Here is a 15,292-nt window from a genome sequence, read left to right as displayed (position 1 = left end):
TTAGACATTACTACTTATCATCGAAAGACTTAATTTTTGCGATAACCGCATCTTTCTGCTCTTGATTTTCCAGCCTATAGATCCGTTTAATCTGTGCCTTCATCATAGGTTCATCGAGTGTTGATACTGAGTCAAATCCAACTGAAACTTGACCCATTGTCGAGCTGACTAATAAGCCTTGAGCAAAATTAAGATCGTTCAGACCACTGTTTAATATCAATAAATAGCTCTGTCTAGGTCGAGAATTAACAATAATTGAGTATCTATCGATGCTCTCCCAGCCATCCATACGAAAGTTGTCTATTGAATTGACCTGCTCAAGCTGAGGGAAGGTGTACATTGCCGCGCGCTCTTTACTTGCTTCACTTGAAGCGCAGCCCGCAAAAATGGCGACACACAATAGTACAACGACTTTAAATAAACGCATAAATTCATCTCCTTAATAACAGCATTAACTATAGTGTTTATACAAAGAAACGGCGAAAACTAAACAGATAAAAGTAAGCGAGAAATAAAGTTTAGTCGCATTAAACCCCATTGTCAGCTAAGTGATAATCCACTTTAAGTCTGGTAGTTTTTAAATCAATCTGATTTAATGTTCTACAAATAGAGCCACTCTGCTTGGAGTCCATATCTTTAATTTCGACTGCACAACGTGCCAAGGTTAATCAAGCCTAAGCAGAACTCAAAAATAACACTGGCTATCATGCTGGTACTTTTTATATGTCAATTTTTTGCAGCAAGCTCAACATTTTCAGTACAGTATCCCAACGGTGAACATCCGTTTGGACAAGCTATTTATCACCACCATAACCATGATGTGATTCAATCCTTAAATGCCCACTCCCACGCGCCAAGCGTATTTAATGCGACCGAAAGCATTACAGCTTACTTTGTTATTGATGATACTGTCGGTGATAACAGCCTGAGCCATACAGAGTCCAACCTCATAGCGGATCATGAACATGCAAATCATGGTCACACGCCATCTGACTTACCTGCAGAATCCCATTTTTCGAGTCAATTTATTCATTCTGATACCGTCAAAGATGATGAATTTCATTATCTAAATAACCATTACGCCCCCCCCATCCCGCCTCCGCACGGCCAATAATTTATTTCGAGAGCGACTGTGTCGACACTCAAGCTCGAGCACACAATACGGTGTATTTGAATATATCTAGATGTGCTTAATAAAAATAAATAATTGGAGTACTTAGCAATGAGCCAACCTTTGGTGATAGCCATTAAGTTTATGGTGATCCTATGCGGGCTTTTCGCCTCTTTTTCACTACTCGCTCATGGTGTCGATGAAGATACCAAGCAGTTTTTAACCCTTAATCAAGGGGTATCAATTCTGCCCTTTATCTATATCGGTGCTAAACACATGGTCACCGGATATGACCATCTATTGTTTTTGGTAGGAGTCGTATTTTTTCTTTATCGCAGTAAAGACGTTTTGCTCTATGTCACCTTATTCACCATAGGTCATAGCATTACACTATTAATTGGCGTTTTTTATGATATCCAAGTAAATGCTCACCTTATTGATGCCATCATCGGTTTATCTATCGTGTACAAAGGGTTTGATAACTTAGGTGGGTTTCAACGCGTATTTGGCTTTCAGCCCAATACCAAAGTTGCGGTGATGATATTTGGTCTATTCCACGGCTTTGGTTTAGCAACCAAAATTCAAGAGTTTCAACTACCTAAAGACGGGCTTATTGCTAACATCTTGGCCTTTAACGTGGGAGTTGAGATCGGCCAGTTTTTAGCCTTAGGGTTAGTACTCATTTTAATGAATCTTTGGCGACGCCATAAAAGCTATCTGGAGTTTTCGGCAACGACCAATACCCTATTGATGAGCTGCGGCTTAATGTTAGTTGGTTTCCAGTTAACCGGCTATTTCACTCGTTAATATGGTAATCAACCAGACCTCCAACACAGATATAATAACAATTGTAGGAATTAAAAATGAAGCATAATAATGACGCCAACTCCCAAATACAGAATCCGATCCCAGTGCACTCAAATGCCACCCTCTTTAAGGCAAGTGTTTGTGCAACGGTTATCGCAGCGGTGCTATTAGTCACCGCTATTTTACCTGCTGAATACAACATCGATCCAACGGGCATCGGCCAAGCAATGGGATTGACTAAAATCGCCCAAGCGACATCACCTCAAACGGAGAAAATCACGTTGTTCTCCGTCGCTAATGCTACAGAGCCTAGCACTGCAAGCATACTCAGTATTACTATCGCACCAACCGTCGCTGAAATTAAGCAAGTAAGAGCTGCTGAACCCGGCATGCGCCAAGATAGTATTGATATTGTTGTTGCCGCAGGTAAAGGGCTGGAATACAAGCTATTGATGAATGAAGGGAAGCATTTAGAATACGACTGGCAAACCGATGGCGGCGAACTGTATTTTGACTTCCATGGCGAACCACAAGGAGACTCAACAGGTTTTTATGAGAGCTTTGCTATCACGACAGCCAGCAAGATGAAAGGAACACTGACAACACCGTTTTCAGGTGCTCATGGATGGTACTGGAAAAACAAAACTGATAACCCAATTACGGTGACACTATCGACCAAAGGCGCCTATCTCATAAAAGGGTAGCCTCTATGTTGTACAGCCTGCACTAAAAACAAAGCCCGACTAGCGGTAGCTAGGCGGGCTCGCATCTGTCTGCCGCTATTGTGCCCCCTAAAGAATCTCTATTAGTGGCTGTGTCCTTGTGAAACATTAATCATCATCACGCCAGCCGCCACCAGCACCATACCAATCCACGCCGTCATATCTAAATGCTCGCGATAAAATAGCGCCGACAATAAAGTCACAGTAACAATGGCCAACCCCGCCCAAAGCGCGTGTACTACACCAACAGGCATGCCCTTCATCGCTTGGCCTAAAAAGATAAATGCCGTTAGGTGGCCTAGAAGCACTAAAGCGGCAGGTAACGGCTTACTAAAACCATCGGTGGCTTTTAACGCCACATGAGACAAGGCTTCTGCCACCACACCCAGAAAAAGAAACATCCAGCTCATTTTATTACCTTAATTGTGCTCCGCAATTGTTTGCAAAGGCGTTTAAAATCAATATCCGTATTATATTTTCCTGATAAATAATGATAATCCCCCTTCAATACAAATCACTTTTACTCTTGGGTAATAATCTTTTTAAAGGTAATAGAAAAGCCGCCCTATTGGCGGCTTATAGCGTCGGTATTTCGGGTGAAAATTGCATTTTACTTCGCTAAATGCTCGGCATGAAAACGTAAGTGGTTTTCAATGAAGCTAGAGATGAAGTAATAGCTATGATCATAACCTTCTTGCATATTTAGCGTTAGCGGGTAGCCGCTCATTTTAGCTGCGGCCTCTAGTATTTCTGGCTTTAACTGCTCGATAAGAAAGTCATCAGCCTCACCTTGATCAACTAAAGCTGGTACAAATTCAGTCGCTTTACGCATCAATAGGCTGGCATCGTAATCAACCCAAGTTGTGGTATCACGGCCTAGATAGGCTGTTAGTGCCTTTTTGCCCCAAGGGCAATTTACTGGATTTGCAATCGGGCTAAATGCCGACACAGATTGATAAGCCTGTGGGTTACGCATGGCAATCACCAACGCACCGTGGCCACCCATAGAGTGACCCGCAATAGAGCGCTTATCACTCACCGGGAACATAGACTCAATAAGCGCAGGCAATTCATTAACCACATAATCGTACATGCGGTAATGGCGATTCCAAGGTGCTTGGGTAGCATTGACATAAAAGCCCGCGCCTTTACCTAAGTCGTAACCCGCATCATCGGCAACATCATCGCCTCGTGGGCTGGTATCTGGCGCAACAATCGCAATACCCAGCTCTGCAGCCATTCGCTGTGCGCCGGCTTTTTGCATAAAGTTTTCATCGGTGCAGGTTAGCCCTGACAACCAATAAAGCACGGGAACTTTCTTACCATTTGACGCTTGAGGCGGCAGATAAACCGCAAATCGCATGGCGCAATTTAGGGTTGTAGACTGGTGGCTATATTGCTTATGCCAGCCGCCAAAGCTCTTATTGACACTGATATTTTCAACGGTCATTTAATGCCGACTCCTATAAATTTTTACATCGAGAGCTATCAAGCCTCTTAAAAACAACAAGCGCCCGAAAGCGCTTGTTATTTTATATGACTTAATTACTTGTCGAAGTGGATAACAGTACGAATACTCTTACCTTCGTGCATAAGATCAAATGCTTCGTTAACTTGCTCAAGCGCCATTGTATGAGTAATAAAGTCACTTAACTTGAACTCACCTGCAAGGTAACGCTCAACGTACTCTGGTAATTCAGAGCGGCCTTTAACGCCACCAAATGCACTACCTTTCCAAACACGACCCGTCACTAACTGGAATGGACGCGTTGAGATCTCTTGGCCTGCACCTGCAACACCAATAATCACTGACTCGCCCCAACCTTTATGGCAACACTCAAGTGCGCTGCGCATGACGTTAACGTTACCAATACACTCAAATGAGTAATCAACGCCGCCATCAGTCAGCTCAACAATCACATCTTGGATTGGCTTGTCATAGTCTTTAGGGGTAATGCAGTCAGTTGCACCCAATTGACGGGCTAGGTCGAACTTGCTTTCGTTGATATCGATAGCAATGATGCGTGATGCTTTTGCCATTGCCGCGCCGATAACCGCTGACAGACCAATACCACCCATACCGAAGATAGCAACGGTTGCGCCTTCCTCAACTTTAGCGGTGTTCATTACCGCGCCCATACCGGTTGTGACACCACAACCTAGAAGACAAACTTCTTCAAGCGGCGCTTCAGGGTTGACTTTCGCTAACGAAATTTCAGGTAATACTGTGTACTCAGAGAACGTTGAAGTGCCCATGTAGTGATAGATTATCTGGCCATCTTTAGAGAAACGGCTAGTACCATCTGGCATCAAACCTTTACCTTGAGTTTCACGGATCTTCTGACAAAGGTTAGTCTTGCCAGACTTACAGAATTTACATTCGCCACATTCAGGAGTGTAAAGTGGGATAACGTGGTCGCCTACTTTAACGCTAGTGACGCCTTCACCGATAGACTCAACAATACCGCCGCCTTCGTGGCCAAGAATACAAGGGAAGATGCCTTCTGGATCGTCACCTGAAAGCGTAAATGCGTCGGTGTGACATACGCCAGTGGCGATCATCTTAACGCGCACTTCACCTTTTTGTGGTGGCATTACATCTACGATTTCCATCGATAGTGGCTGGCCAACGGCCCAAGCTACTGCGGCTTTTGATTTGATTGTTTGTGCTGTCATCTTGTATTCCTACTCTTAATAAACTTTTATATACGGCGTGTCACCGCTGTGGGTATGGCAAAGATTATAACGACCTGTTCAATATTGATAATCCCATCAATAGGTAATTTACCTTTACCATATGGTAATAATCTTTAGGAAAGTGGCTTCATTATTTACTGAAGTGCTTTCTAGGGCTTGAGCTAATTCAAAGCCATGTTATAAATTAATCTCTACTGGTTTTTGCCACAGCAAATTTAACGTAGCTGGCTATCTTTACTGCCTCGGCGATTAAACAGCTGTTGCTTTGCCTGAGCACTATCGAGTTCATTTTGACAATGAACACAGAGTCGTACACCTGGCACCGCCATACGTCGAGCCTCAGGGATCTGCTCGCCACACTCTTCACAATGTTGCAGGCTAACCCCGCCAACCAGTTTACTTCTAGCGGTTGCCACGGCATCGTCGACACTGCTGTCGATTTGATCTTGCACCGCACCATCTTTTGACCATCCACCAGCCATGTTAGTACCTCTCTATGACAATTAGCGGTTACCGAGCATAAGTCGATTTAGCTGCCCATTAATCTATAGTCGAAGGCTGGGATTGCGTCTAACAATCCACTGTATTTTGCCCTTGAGTGACCAGCGCGAACTTAGATAAAGTAGCCTAGGTATGCACTACCCTGGATATAATCAGTCCGCATCACTCGGCTGCAGGTTAGCTAACCTGATTAGCGACAATGACTCACCTTTTGATGAGGCTCATTATATTTATTTCAAATAGAATGATAATTAGCTCTTAATACAAATCTCTTTTACCATACAGTAATAAAGGCTGAGTCAGCTTGTCGCATAAGGAGTCATCATGTTTAATTGGGAAGGTGTGAGTGAGTTTGTCGCCGTTGCTGAAGCAGAAAGCTTTACCAAGGCATCACAAAGATTGGGGATATCAACCGCACAAGTCAGCCGCCAAATTAGTGCACTTGAAACCAGACTGGCCTCTAAGCTGTTTCACCGCACCACCCGCAAGGTGTCGGTAACCGAAGTCGGTCGCATCTATTATCAACATTGTCGCCAAGTATTAGATGGCTTAGAAGAAGCCGAGCGTGCAATTACTAATTTGCAGACAAGCCCACGCGGGTTACTCAAAATCACCGCGCCAGTCACCTATGGCGAAATGACCATGGCGCCATTAATTAATGACTTTGCATCGCTCTACCCAGAGCTGGAAGTCAAACTCAATCTAACCAACCAAAAGTTAGACTTAGTTGATGAAGGTTACGATCTGGCGATTCGACTTGGACACTTGGAAGATTCAAGCATGATGGCCAAGAAGCTAAGCAGTCGTACCCAATATGTGTGCGCGTCGCCTAGCTATATCTCAACTTACGGTATTCCACATTCGCTGTCTGAGCTTGATCAGCACAACTGCCTAATCGGCACCATGGATTATTGGCGATTTCAAGAAAACAGCAAAACTCGCAATGTACGCGTCAAAGGCAGTTTAAGTTGTAATAGTGGCCACGCCTTAGTCGATGCAGCCATTAAAGGCATCGGCATAGTGCAACTGCCCGATTATTACGTATTGCCGTTTATTGAGTCAGGCGAGCTAACGCCTTTGCTTGAGCAAAACCGCCAACCAGAAGAGGGGATTTGGGCGCTTTATCCGCAAAATCGCCACCTCTCACCAAAGGTACGTATGCTGCTTGATCACTTAAGCCACGGCCTTAAACAAGCCTAGCACTCCCACTATTTTGACCTACACCCCAGAGCGTGGGTCAAAATGCATATGACAAAATTCAAGTAAAACGCTTAAAAATCAATAAACAATAATCCCCCACCCAGCAATTGTTACCTGTGTGCAAAAGTAATTTACCTTTTGAGCTAATTGTTCCAAAAAGAACGGTAACTATAATGAGCGCCATCTAAAGCCCTGCACTCGGTCATACCTTTCGTATCCCCTTTTAGTCCCAAGGCTCTTATCAAATTACATCGGCATCTGTTGATGCTTAGAGGAATTATTATGTCTCGTATTGTTATTGTTGGTGGCGGCGCAGCAGGCCTTGAAATCGCGAGTATGCTAGGTCGCAGTGTGAATAGCCAAGATGAAGTGATTTTGGTTGAAGGCGAAACCCACCATTATTGGAAGCCGCGGTTTCATGAAATAGCCGCTGGTACCTTTGATACCGATCTTGATAGTCTTTGTTACTTTAGCCATGGTGCTAAAAATGGTTACATGCACTACCAAGCTTGGATGACTGACGTTAATCGAGCAGCAAAGAAACTCACCGTACGTAAGCCTAATGGTGAAACAGATACACTCGATTACGACTACCTAATCATCGCCATTGGCGCGATCAGTAATGATTTTGCGACCCAAGGTGCAAAAGAGCACTGCTTGTTCTTAGACACACCAGAACAAGCCCGTGATAGCTGGCACAAAATCAGCAGTTTGCTGCGATCAGGTAAAGATTGCAGCATCAACATTGTCGGTGCTGGCGCAACGGGTCTAGAGCTCGCAGCAGAGCTTGCCAAAGTAAGTGCAGAACTGAGCGAAAATCCTTATGCAGCATGGCTTAATATCAACTTGATTGAAGCCGCCGATAGAGTATTACCAAACGGCCCAGTTAAAATGTCTGAACAAGCGCTACTGAGACTTGAGAAATATCAGATTAATGTGATGCTTAATACTCGCATCGCTAGCGTTGAAGCCGATCGCATGACCACCAGCGACAGCCAAGTGCTCAATGCCGATGTGCAGTTTTGGGCAGCAGGTATTAAAGCCCCAGACTGGCTAAAAGAGATTGGCGGTTTGCAAAGTAACTCGCTTAACCAACTGGTTGTTGAGCAAACGCTTGTTACAACCTTTGATTCATCAATCTTTGCACTCGGTGACTGCGCCGCAATTCCACAAGCAGATGGTAGCCAAGTACCACCTAAAGCTCAGGCGGCTAATCGCGCTGCTGTGCATTTAGCTAAAAACTTAGTCGCCCTATTAGAGGGGAAGCCACTCAAACCTTTTGTCTACAACGACGGCGGAATGGTGGTCGCTATCGGGCATAACTTTGCCATTAGCACCATGATGAACGACAGGTTAATCTTAAAAGGCCGCTTAGTGCGCCGCCTCTACGATACGATTTTCCGTTTACATCAAAAAACGGTTAGTGGTTACTTAACCATGTCGCGTTTGATTATTTTCAAACGCTTAAAGTGTTTGTTTAAACCCGCTTAACGACTATCTGTAACTATTATTTAGTCTAAATTGCAGACATAAAAAGCCCGCTTATCTTTCGATAAACGGGCTTTTTTGATATAAGCCATTCATTTCTAATCTCATACCGCGGACCAACTTTAATCATGGTGCCAATCATAGTGGTACCAAATAGCGAGAGCACGAAAGCCAATAGAGTAACCCTGGAAGTGAATAGCACTATTTGTAGAAAGTAGTTCGAACTCTAAACATATCTAGCAGGTATATTTTTGCCCTACACCACAAAGCAAGATTGCTTAACTGTTAACCATCAAGCAACTGTGTTAATTTTGATCGATACCAGCCTTGAACCTGCTGCAAACTAATTTACCAGGCTGCAACAAGGCTGCTACCAGAAAGAATCAAAGCACAGCCCTAGTTTGAACTCTAACTATTGTAGAGAAGGCACGTGCACAAAGGATAGCTAACCTCGAGCACGGAGTTCTTATGAAACGTATACTTTTGATTGGTGGCCTACTTCTTAGCAGCGTAACTCACCAAGCCTTTGCCGATGAACAATGTGGCAAGGTGACTATCGCCGATATGAATTGGAGCTCAGCTTCATTAATCGCTAACGTAGATCGCTTTATTTTAGAGCATGGCTATGGCTGTGAAGCTGAGTTAACCCCTGGCGATACCATGCCCACCAGCACCTCGATGGTTGAAAAAGGCGAGCCAGACATCGCGCCTGAAATCTGGAGTAACAGCGTCAAAGAGCTTATCGAACAAGCGGTCACGGACAAGCGTTTGGTTATCGCAGGCAAGTCGCTGTCGGATGGTGGTGAAGAAGGCTTCTGGGTTCCGCAGTACATGGTCGACAAAGACCCTAGCCTGAAAACCATTCAGGGGGTGATAGCCAATGTAAAAGCCTTTGAGCACCCAGAAGATCCTGACCGTGGTGCCTTTTATGGCTGCCCCGCAGGCTGGGGCTGCCAACTCTCTGCTGAGAATCTATTTCGCGCACTCAAGCTCAGCGATGCTGGGTTTGATCTTATCGATCCGGGTTCAGGAGCTGGTCTAGCGGGTTCGATTGCCCGGGCTTATGAGCGCCAACAACCTTGGTTTGGCTACTATTGGGCCCCCACGGCAGTATTGGGTAAGTACAAGATGGTAAAAGTGGACTTTGGTAGTGGCGTCGATGCAAAAGAGTTTAGTGATTGTATCTCTCAAGCAGAGTGTGCCGCCCCTAAAGTCACTATGTACCCAGCGGCCTTGGTACAAACGATTACCACTGCGGCATTTGCTAAAAAATCAACGTCTGCATTTGAATACCTTGGCAAACGCGCCTTAACCAATGCGCAGATGAATAGCTTACTGGCCTGGATGGAAGATAATCAGGCTGATGGCACTATCGCTGCCGAGCACTTCTTAATCAATCATCAAGATATTTGGCTTGAATGGGTCCCCGAAGAGGTGGCCACTAAAGTGAAATTGGCCATAGCCGATCTCTAAAAGTCACTATCAATGCGAGGCCTGCTAAGCCTCGCTTTTTTTATTCTCATCCAGATATCCCTTATAAAAATAATAGAGGTAGTAATGGCTGACTTTTCTTGGCTCAGCAAATTCCCAAAAATGGATCGCTCCACTTTGCTAGAGATCCGTAAATATTTAGACGGTGCCTTTCGGGACTTTTCACGCGAGTACGGCGAGCTTATCGAGTCTTTCTTCGATCCGCTGCTCGACTTTCTTATCTGGTTTGAAAAGCTGCTAGTGCAGTCGCCATGGTGGGCTGTACTGCTGTGCATTACCGCTTTGGTTTACTTTGCTAGCCGCTCATGGAAATTATCTTTAGGCGTTGTCATTTCATTCTTACTGATTGGCTATTTTGGTATGTGGCAAGATACCATGCGCACCCTTAGCATCATTACAGTCTGCACCCTATTGGCCATCACATTGGGTGTGCCCATTGGCATCTTAATGTCTCGCAGTAATCGTACTCAGGCGGTGGTGACTCCCATTCTGGATGTGATGCAAACCATGCCTGCCTTTGTCTACTTGATCCCAGTGGTCATGCTACTGGGTATTGGCAAAGTCCCCGGCGTTATTGCCGTGGTCATATACGCCATTCCACCGGTGATTCGCCTAACTAACCTAGGGATCCGCCTAGTAGACAAAGAAGTACTAGAAGCGGCGACGGCTTACGGTGCCAACCCGATGCAGCGTCTGCTGGGAGGTCAATTACCACTGGCCTCTCCCACCATTATGGCCGGTATTAACCAGACGATAATGATGGCACTCGGAATGGTGGTTATCGCATCGATGATTGGCGTTAAGGGCTTGGGCCAGCCAGTACTCAAGTCGATCACTAACCAATATTTCACTCTTGGGCTGTTTAACGGTTTGGCTATTGTCGCACTCGCTATCATTTTTGATCGCACCTCGCAGGCCTACGCCAAACGGTCACAAAAACATACGCGAAGTGGCCATCATGAATAACAACTCATCTAAAGAGCCACTCATTCAAATTAGAGATCTTTATAAGGTCTTTGGCAAAAAACCAAACAAGGTTATTCCGCTAGTAAAAGAAGGTTTATCTAAGGATGACATTCTCGCACAAACCGGCCATACCGTCGGCCTTAAAGCCATTAACCTCGACATTAAAAAAGGCGAGATTTTTGTGATTATGGGACTATCGGGCTCCGGTAAATCAACCTTAATTCGTCACTTCAATCGATTAATCGATCCTACCGAAGGCCAAATACTGGTTGAAGGCTTGGATGTGATGAAGCTCAATACCAAGCAGCTAGAACAGTTTCGGCGTAGTAAAATGGCCATGGTGTTCCAACGCTTTGGCTTAATGCCCCACAAAAGTGTGCTGGAAAATACGGCCTACGGTCTCAGTGTGCAAGGGGTAGACAAAACCACTAGAAATACCAAAGCCAAACAATGGCTGGAAACTGTCGGTTTGAGCGGATATGAAGAGCAGTATCCTTCTCAACTTTCAGGTGGCCAACAGCAGCGTGTCGGTCTAGCAAGAGCCCTGTGTACCGATGCCGAAATCCTGCTGATGGATGAAGCTTTCTCCGCACTCGATCCACTTATACGCAGTGAGATGCAGGACCAGTTGATAGAGCTGCAAAAAGAGCTACATAAAACCATTATCTTTATTACTCATGATCTCGATGAAGCGCTCCGCATTGGCGATCGTATCGCCATTCTCAAAGACGGCGAACTGGTTCAAGTCGGTGAGCCAGTCGATATCTTACTCAACCCTGCTGATGATTATGTTGAAGCTTTTGTCAAAGACGTAAACCGTCCGCGAGCCCTAACAGTTGAAACTGTTATGAAGCCCCCCGCATTTCGCCTAACCGCCGACACGATAGGCGAAGCCCTCAAACAGATGAAGCGCATTCCTGCCAACTATGCCTATTACGTTACCGATGAAGGCTTTCAAGGGGTGGTGTGCCAAGCAGCGCTCGAAGATGCCGTCAAAGCTGATGAAGCAGCGCTAATGGAAGACTTCAAGGTAGAAGAGCTAACCCCTATTTCACAAGATGCACTGCTTGAAAGCATTATTCCCGCGACAATGGAGTCTGATTACCCCCTCCCCGTTGTCGATGCCGATGGCGACCTACAAGGCGAACTTTCGCGGACTCACTTAGCCGACGTGCTATCGGATTTCTATAGCGACGCCGACAGCACAGCCAATACAGACCTACAAAAATCAAACTTAACTCATAAGGATAAATGATGATCCGCTACACACTTGCAGCTTCATGTATCGCCCTTGCATTATCCGCGAATGCAAGCGCCACCCCAATTGATGAAGAGCTAGAAGCGTTAAAAGCCCGCATCGAGCAACTTGAGGCTCAACAGCTTCAGTCTCAACAACTTGAATCTCAACAGCTTGAACCTGAACTGCTCGTCGTCGAAGAGCAGCAAAAGGAACCAGAGAGCAGCGTCAATTTTGGCGGCGCCGTGCGTGTCAATTACACCTATGAAGACTATGATGACGACAATGCTGACCGTGGTGGCGATTTTGATTTTGACCTGTTCCGTATCGATGTGTCAGGCAATTATCAAGACCTAATCTTTTCTGCCCAGTACCGCTGGTTTGAGTACATGAATGTGATTCAGCACGCTTGGATTGGTTACAACTTTGATGACAAACAACAAGGTAAAATTGGTGTCACTCAAGTGCCTTTTGGTATGTTAACTTACGCATCAAACAACTACTTCTTCAGCTCTAACTTCTATCTCGGACTTGAAGATGACCATGATATGGGCTTGAACTACACCTATAAAGGCGATAACAACCAAATTGATTTTGCCTTCTATAAGAATGACGAACAGGGCGGCCTTGATGGCTTTGTCTCAGACCGAACCGATCGTTATGCCTACGATGTTGTTGGTATCCGTTTACCTGGAGAAGGTGTCTATGATGCCCCCAGTGACGGTTACGCTGCAGCTGAGGTGAATACCTTCAATGGTCGTTATGCTCACAATTTAATATTCGATGAGCTCGAAGTTGAACTGGGCGCGTCAATCCAAGCCGGACAGCTTGATATTGCCAATGGCACCGATGGCGATAATGTCGCAGCAGCCATTCACAGCGTGGTTAACTACGATCGCTGGAACGTTAAATTACAGCTGACCGACTACAAATACGATGTCGATGGCATGGATGTAGAACGTATTGTGGTAGCCGCATATCATTTTTACGACTCTATTCCAGCAGAAGCGACGACTTATATCGCCAACGTGGCATACAGCTTACCTGTAGAGATAGGCCCGATATCCAACCTAACCTTCTATAACGATTATTCGCTGGTTACCGATAAATCTGCAGCACTCGCGGATACCTTTATGAACGTCACTGGTATGGCTATTGCTGCAGGTGGACTCTATACCTATGTCGACTTTGTTGTTGCAGAGAACCAACCCTTTATCGGCGGCACTATGGTGGGAGATGGCGGCACTAACACCCGCTTTAATATTAACTTCGGTTACTATTTCTAATCTTGCTATCTATAACGCCAGCTTAGTGTAAATACTGCTAACAAAAAGCCCGCTTATTTTCCGATAAGCGGGCTTTTGTTTGAATAGATGATATTGACGCCCGATAAGCTTATTCAGCTGAAAGATAGCAAAAAGCCGCATCCATTTTGATATGCGGGCTTTTGTTTGAATCGGTGACATTGATGCCCGATAAGCCGCAGTTCCTAGCTCAAGAGTAGTAGCTTTGCATCTGACAGAAAGCAAAAAGGCCTCACATTGCTGTGAGGCCTTTTCTTACGAATAGGTGACATTGACGCCCGATAAGCTGCTGTTATTTGGATAAGCAGAAAGCAAAAAGCCCGCTTATCTGTCGATAAGCGGGCTTTTCGTTACTAATAGGTGAGTTGGCCGATAAGCCGGGTCCTGTCGTGGACAGTTATTCATCTAGGCCTGCAATCGCTCACAGGCTCAAGCGACCTACCCGGTCCCAACGCGAGCAGCGCCATACGGGACCCTATTTGGTCTTGCTTCGGGTAGAGTTTACCTTGCTACGAACTATTGCTAGCCGCACGGTGCGCTCTTACCGCACCCTTTCACCCTTACCGACTTGATAAATCAAGCAGGCGGTTTCCTCTCTGTTGCACTTGTCGTCGGTTCACACCGCCCAGGCGTTACCTGGTACCCTGCTCTTTGAAGCCCGGACTTTCCTCCCCGTTCTTGCGAACGCGGCAACTGTCTAGCCAACTCGGCGCGGATTATAGCCTAAGCGAGACTAACAAACCAAGGACTTTCATCGAACAACTTAACTCCAAGCGCAAGTATTAGAGAATGACCGTTCAATTAAGAGCGATCATTAAGCCACAATACTTATAAACCGATAGAAAGACCGTGCTTATAAAGTGCGTTCTTTTTAATATCGTAAATCTGTCCCGCTACCGCGGCGGCTTTTTTCAAAGGCAGCTCTTCACACAACAATTTAAGCGTGTTTATCACTGTCGGAGAGAACTCTAACTCTTCATCGCTGCGATGACCATGACACATCAACACGATTTCACCGCGCTGCTGATTAGGATCATCTTTAACGGTTTGCAGTACTTCACCAGCGGGACCAGATAAGAAGGTCTCAAAGGTTTTAGTCACTTCTCGAGCCATCACAATTTCACGGTCACTACCTAACGCTTCAACGAGTGACTCTAGGCTGTGAACGATACGATGCGGTGACTCATAAAAGATTAACGTACGAGGATCATCTTTCAGTGCCGTCAGCTTATCAAATCGAGCTTTCTCTTTTGATGGCAAGAAGCCTTCAAATGTGAAACGATCAGAAGGTAAACCTGAAGCACTTAACGCCGTAATTGCAGCGCACGGCCCCGGCAAAGGAACCACATTAAAGCCTGCTTCACGCACCTGCTTAACTAAGTGGTAGCCAGGATCAGAGATTAGCGGTGTGCCCGCATCAGAGATCAAAGCAACGGCTTCGCCATTCCCCAGTTTTTGAATAATCCACTGTGCTCTGTCACGTTCATTATGATCGTGTAGCGCAGTTTTTCGAGTTTCAATACCGAAGTGACTCAGTAATTTTCCACTATGACGGGTATCTTCACAGGCAATAAGTGATACTTGATTAAGTACCTCTATTGCACGGCTACTGATGTCCCCTAGGTTCCCAATTGGTGTGGGAACAATGTAAAGCGCGACCGACAGGTCCATAACTACCTCTGTATTGAGTGTTGGCAAGAGTTTCTAACAATACTTTCGCCAAGCGGAAGAGCAGGTTAAACTATTAGCAGCATCTTACCAGAGTGAA

The 15,292-nt window shown here is 45.4% G+C and carries 15 protein-coding genes and 1 other RNA gene; 9 read left to right on the top strand and 7 right to left on the bottom strand.

All coding sequences use genetic code 11. The features are described 5' to 3' along the window. Nucleotides 1-10 precede the first annotated feature (10 nt). Complete coding sequence (locus ACVBIL_RS11435) at nt 11-427, bottom strand: DUF6491 family protein (RefSeq protein WP_447167110.1); 417 nt, start codon at nt 425-427, stop codon at nt 11-13. Nucleotides 428-655: 228 nt separating this feature from the next. Between ACVBIL_RS11435 and ACVBIL_RS11430 the strand changes: the two genes are divergently transcribed. From ACVBIL_RS11430 to ACVBIL_RS11420, 3 genes are all read left to right on the top strand, one after another. Continuing rightward, a complete protein-coding gene (locus ACVBIL_RS11430; protein ID WP_447167109.1) occupies nt 656-1,114 on the top strand; it encodes a hypothetical protein in 459 nt (152 codons plus the stop codon). Nucleotides 1,115-1,222: 108 nt separating this feature from the next. Further along, a complete protein-coding gene (locus tag ACVBIL_RS11425) occupies nt 1,223-1,918 on the top strand; it encodes a HupE/UreJ family protein (protein ID WP_447167108.1) in 696 nt (231 codons plus the stop codon). A 56-nt stretch (nt 1,919-1,974) separates the two neighbouring features. Beyond that, nucleotides 1,975-2,622: a hypothetical protein gene (locus ACVBIL_RS11420; protein ID WP_447167107.1), complete on the top strand. Its 648-nt coding sequence runs from the start codon at nt 1,975-1,977 to the stop codon at nt 2,620-2,622. Between the two features lie 101 nt (nt 2,623-2,723). On the opposite strand, the gene ACVBIL_RS11415 is transcribed toward ACVBIL_RS11420, so the two are convergent. The 4 genes from ACVBIL_RS11415 to ACVBIL_RS11400 form a co-directional block, all read right to left on the bottom strand. Next, complete coding sequence (locus ACVBIL_RS11415; protein WP_447167106.1) at nt 2,724-3,050, bottom strand: DMT family transporter; 327 nt, start codon at nt 3,048-3,050, stop codon at nt 2,724-2,726. Nucleotides 3,051-3,250: 200 nt separating this feature from the next. After that, on the bottom strand, nt 3,251-4,090 hold the full coding sequence (fghA, locus tag ACVBIL_RS11410) for an S-formylglutathione hydrolase (protein ID WP_447167105.1): 840 nt from the start codon (nt 4,088-4,090) through the stop codon (nt 3,251-3,253). Between the two features lie 95 nt (nt 4,091-4,185). Further along, nucleotides 4,186-5,316, bottom strand: a complete 1,131-nt coding sequence (locus tag ACVBIL_RS11405; RefSeq protein WP_447167104.1) for an S-(hydroxymethyl)glutathione dehydrogenase/class III alcohol dehydrogenase — start codon at nt 5,314-5,316, stop codon at nt 4,186-4,188. Nucleotides 5,317-5,552: 236 nt separating this feature from the next. Further along, nucleotides 5,553-5,819, bottom strand: coding sequence for a DksA/TraR family C4-type zinc finger protein (locus tag ACVBIL_RS11400; protein WP_447167103.1), 267 nt, complete (start codon nt 5,817-5,819; stop codon nt 5,553-5,555). A 343-nt stretch (nt 5,820-6,162) separates the two neighbouring features. On the opposite strand from ACVBIL_RS11400, the gene ACVBIL_RS11395 reads away from it, so the two are divergent. The 6 genes from ACVBIL_RS11395 (at nt 6,163) to ACVBIL_RS11370 (ending at nt 13,506) form a co-directional block, all read left to right on the top strand. Next, nucleotides 6,163-7,038 carry a LysR substrate-binding domain-containing protein gene (locus tag ACVBIL_RS11395; protein ID WP_447167102.1) on the top strand — a complete coding sequence of 292 codons (876 nt, stop codon included), beginning with the start codon at nt 6,163-6,165 and terminating at the stop codon, nt 7,036-7,038. Between the two features lie 282 nt (nt 7,039-7,320). After that, nucleotides 7,321-8,529: an NAD(P)/FAD-dependent oxidoreductase gene (locus ACVBIL_RS11390; protein WP_447167101.1), complete on the top strand. Its 1,209-nt coding sequence runs from the start codon at nt 7,321-7,323 to the stop codon at nt 8,527-8,529. Between the two features lie 465 nt (nt 8,530-8,994). Continuing rightward, entirely contained in the window at nt 8,995-9,999 is a 1,005-nt protein-coding gene (locus ACVBIL_RS11385; RefSeq protein WP_447167100.1) for an ABC transporter substrate-binding protein, read from the top strand. Nucleotides 10,000-10,083: 84 nt separating this feature from the next. Further along, a complete protein-coding gene (locus ACVBIL_RS11380; protein WP_447167099.1) occupies nt 10,084-10,983 on the top strand; it encodes an ABC transporter permease in 900 nt (299 codons plus the stop codon). Beyond that, on the top strand, nt 10,976-12,238 hold the full coding sequence (locus ACVBIL_RS11375; RefSeq protein ID WP_447167098.1) for a quaternary amine ABC transporter ATP-binding protein: 1,263 nt from the start codon (nt 10,976-10,978) through the stop codon (nt 12,236-12,238). Before ACVBIL_RS11380 ends, ACVBIL_RS11375 begins: the two co-directional genes overlap by 8 nt. Next, on the top strand, nt 12,238-13,506 hold the full coding sequence (locus ACVBIL_RS11370; RefSeq protein WP_447167097.1) for a carbohydrate porin: 1,269 nt from the start codon (nt 12,238-12,240) through the stop codon (nt 13,504-13,506). Before ACVBIL_RS11375 ends, ACVBIL_RS11370 begins: the two co-directional genes overlap by 1 nt. A 375-nt stretch (nt 13,507-13,881) precedes the next feature. On the opposite strand, the gene rnpB is transcribed toward ACVBIL_RS11370, so the two are convergent. Both rnpB and rsmI read right to left on the bottom strand, forming a co-directional pair. Continuing rightward, nucleotides 13,882-14,233, bottom strand: an RNA gene (gene rnpB, locus ACVBIL_RS11365) — RNase P RNA component class A. A gap of 119 nt (nt 14,234-14,352) precedes the next feature. Further along, entirely contained in the window at nt 14,353-15,195 is an 843-nt protein-coding gene (gene rsmI / locus ACVBIL_RS11360) for a 16S rRNA (cytidine(1402)-2'-O)-methyltransferase (RefSeq protein WP_447167096.1), read from the bottom strand. Nucleotides 15,196-15,292: the final 97 nt, after the last annotated feature.

The organism is Shewanella sp. 125m-7 (assembly GCF_052977045.1).
This window is presented reverse-complemented; position numbering and strand designations above follow the sequence as displayed.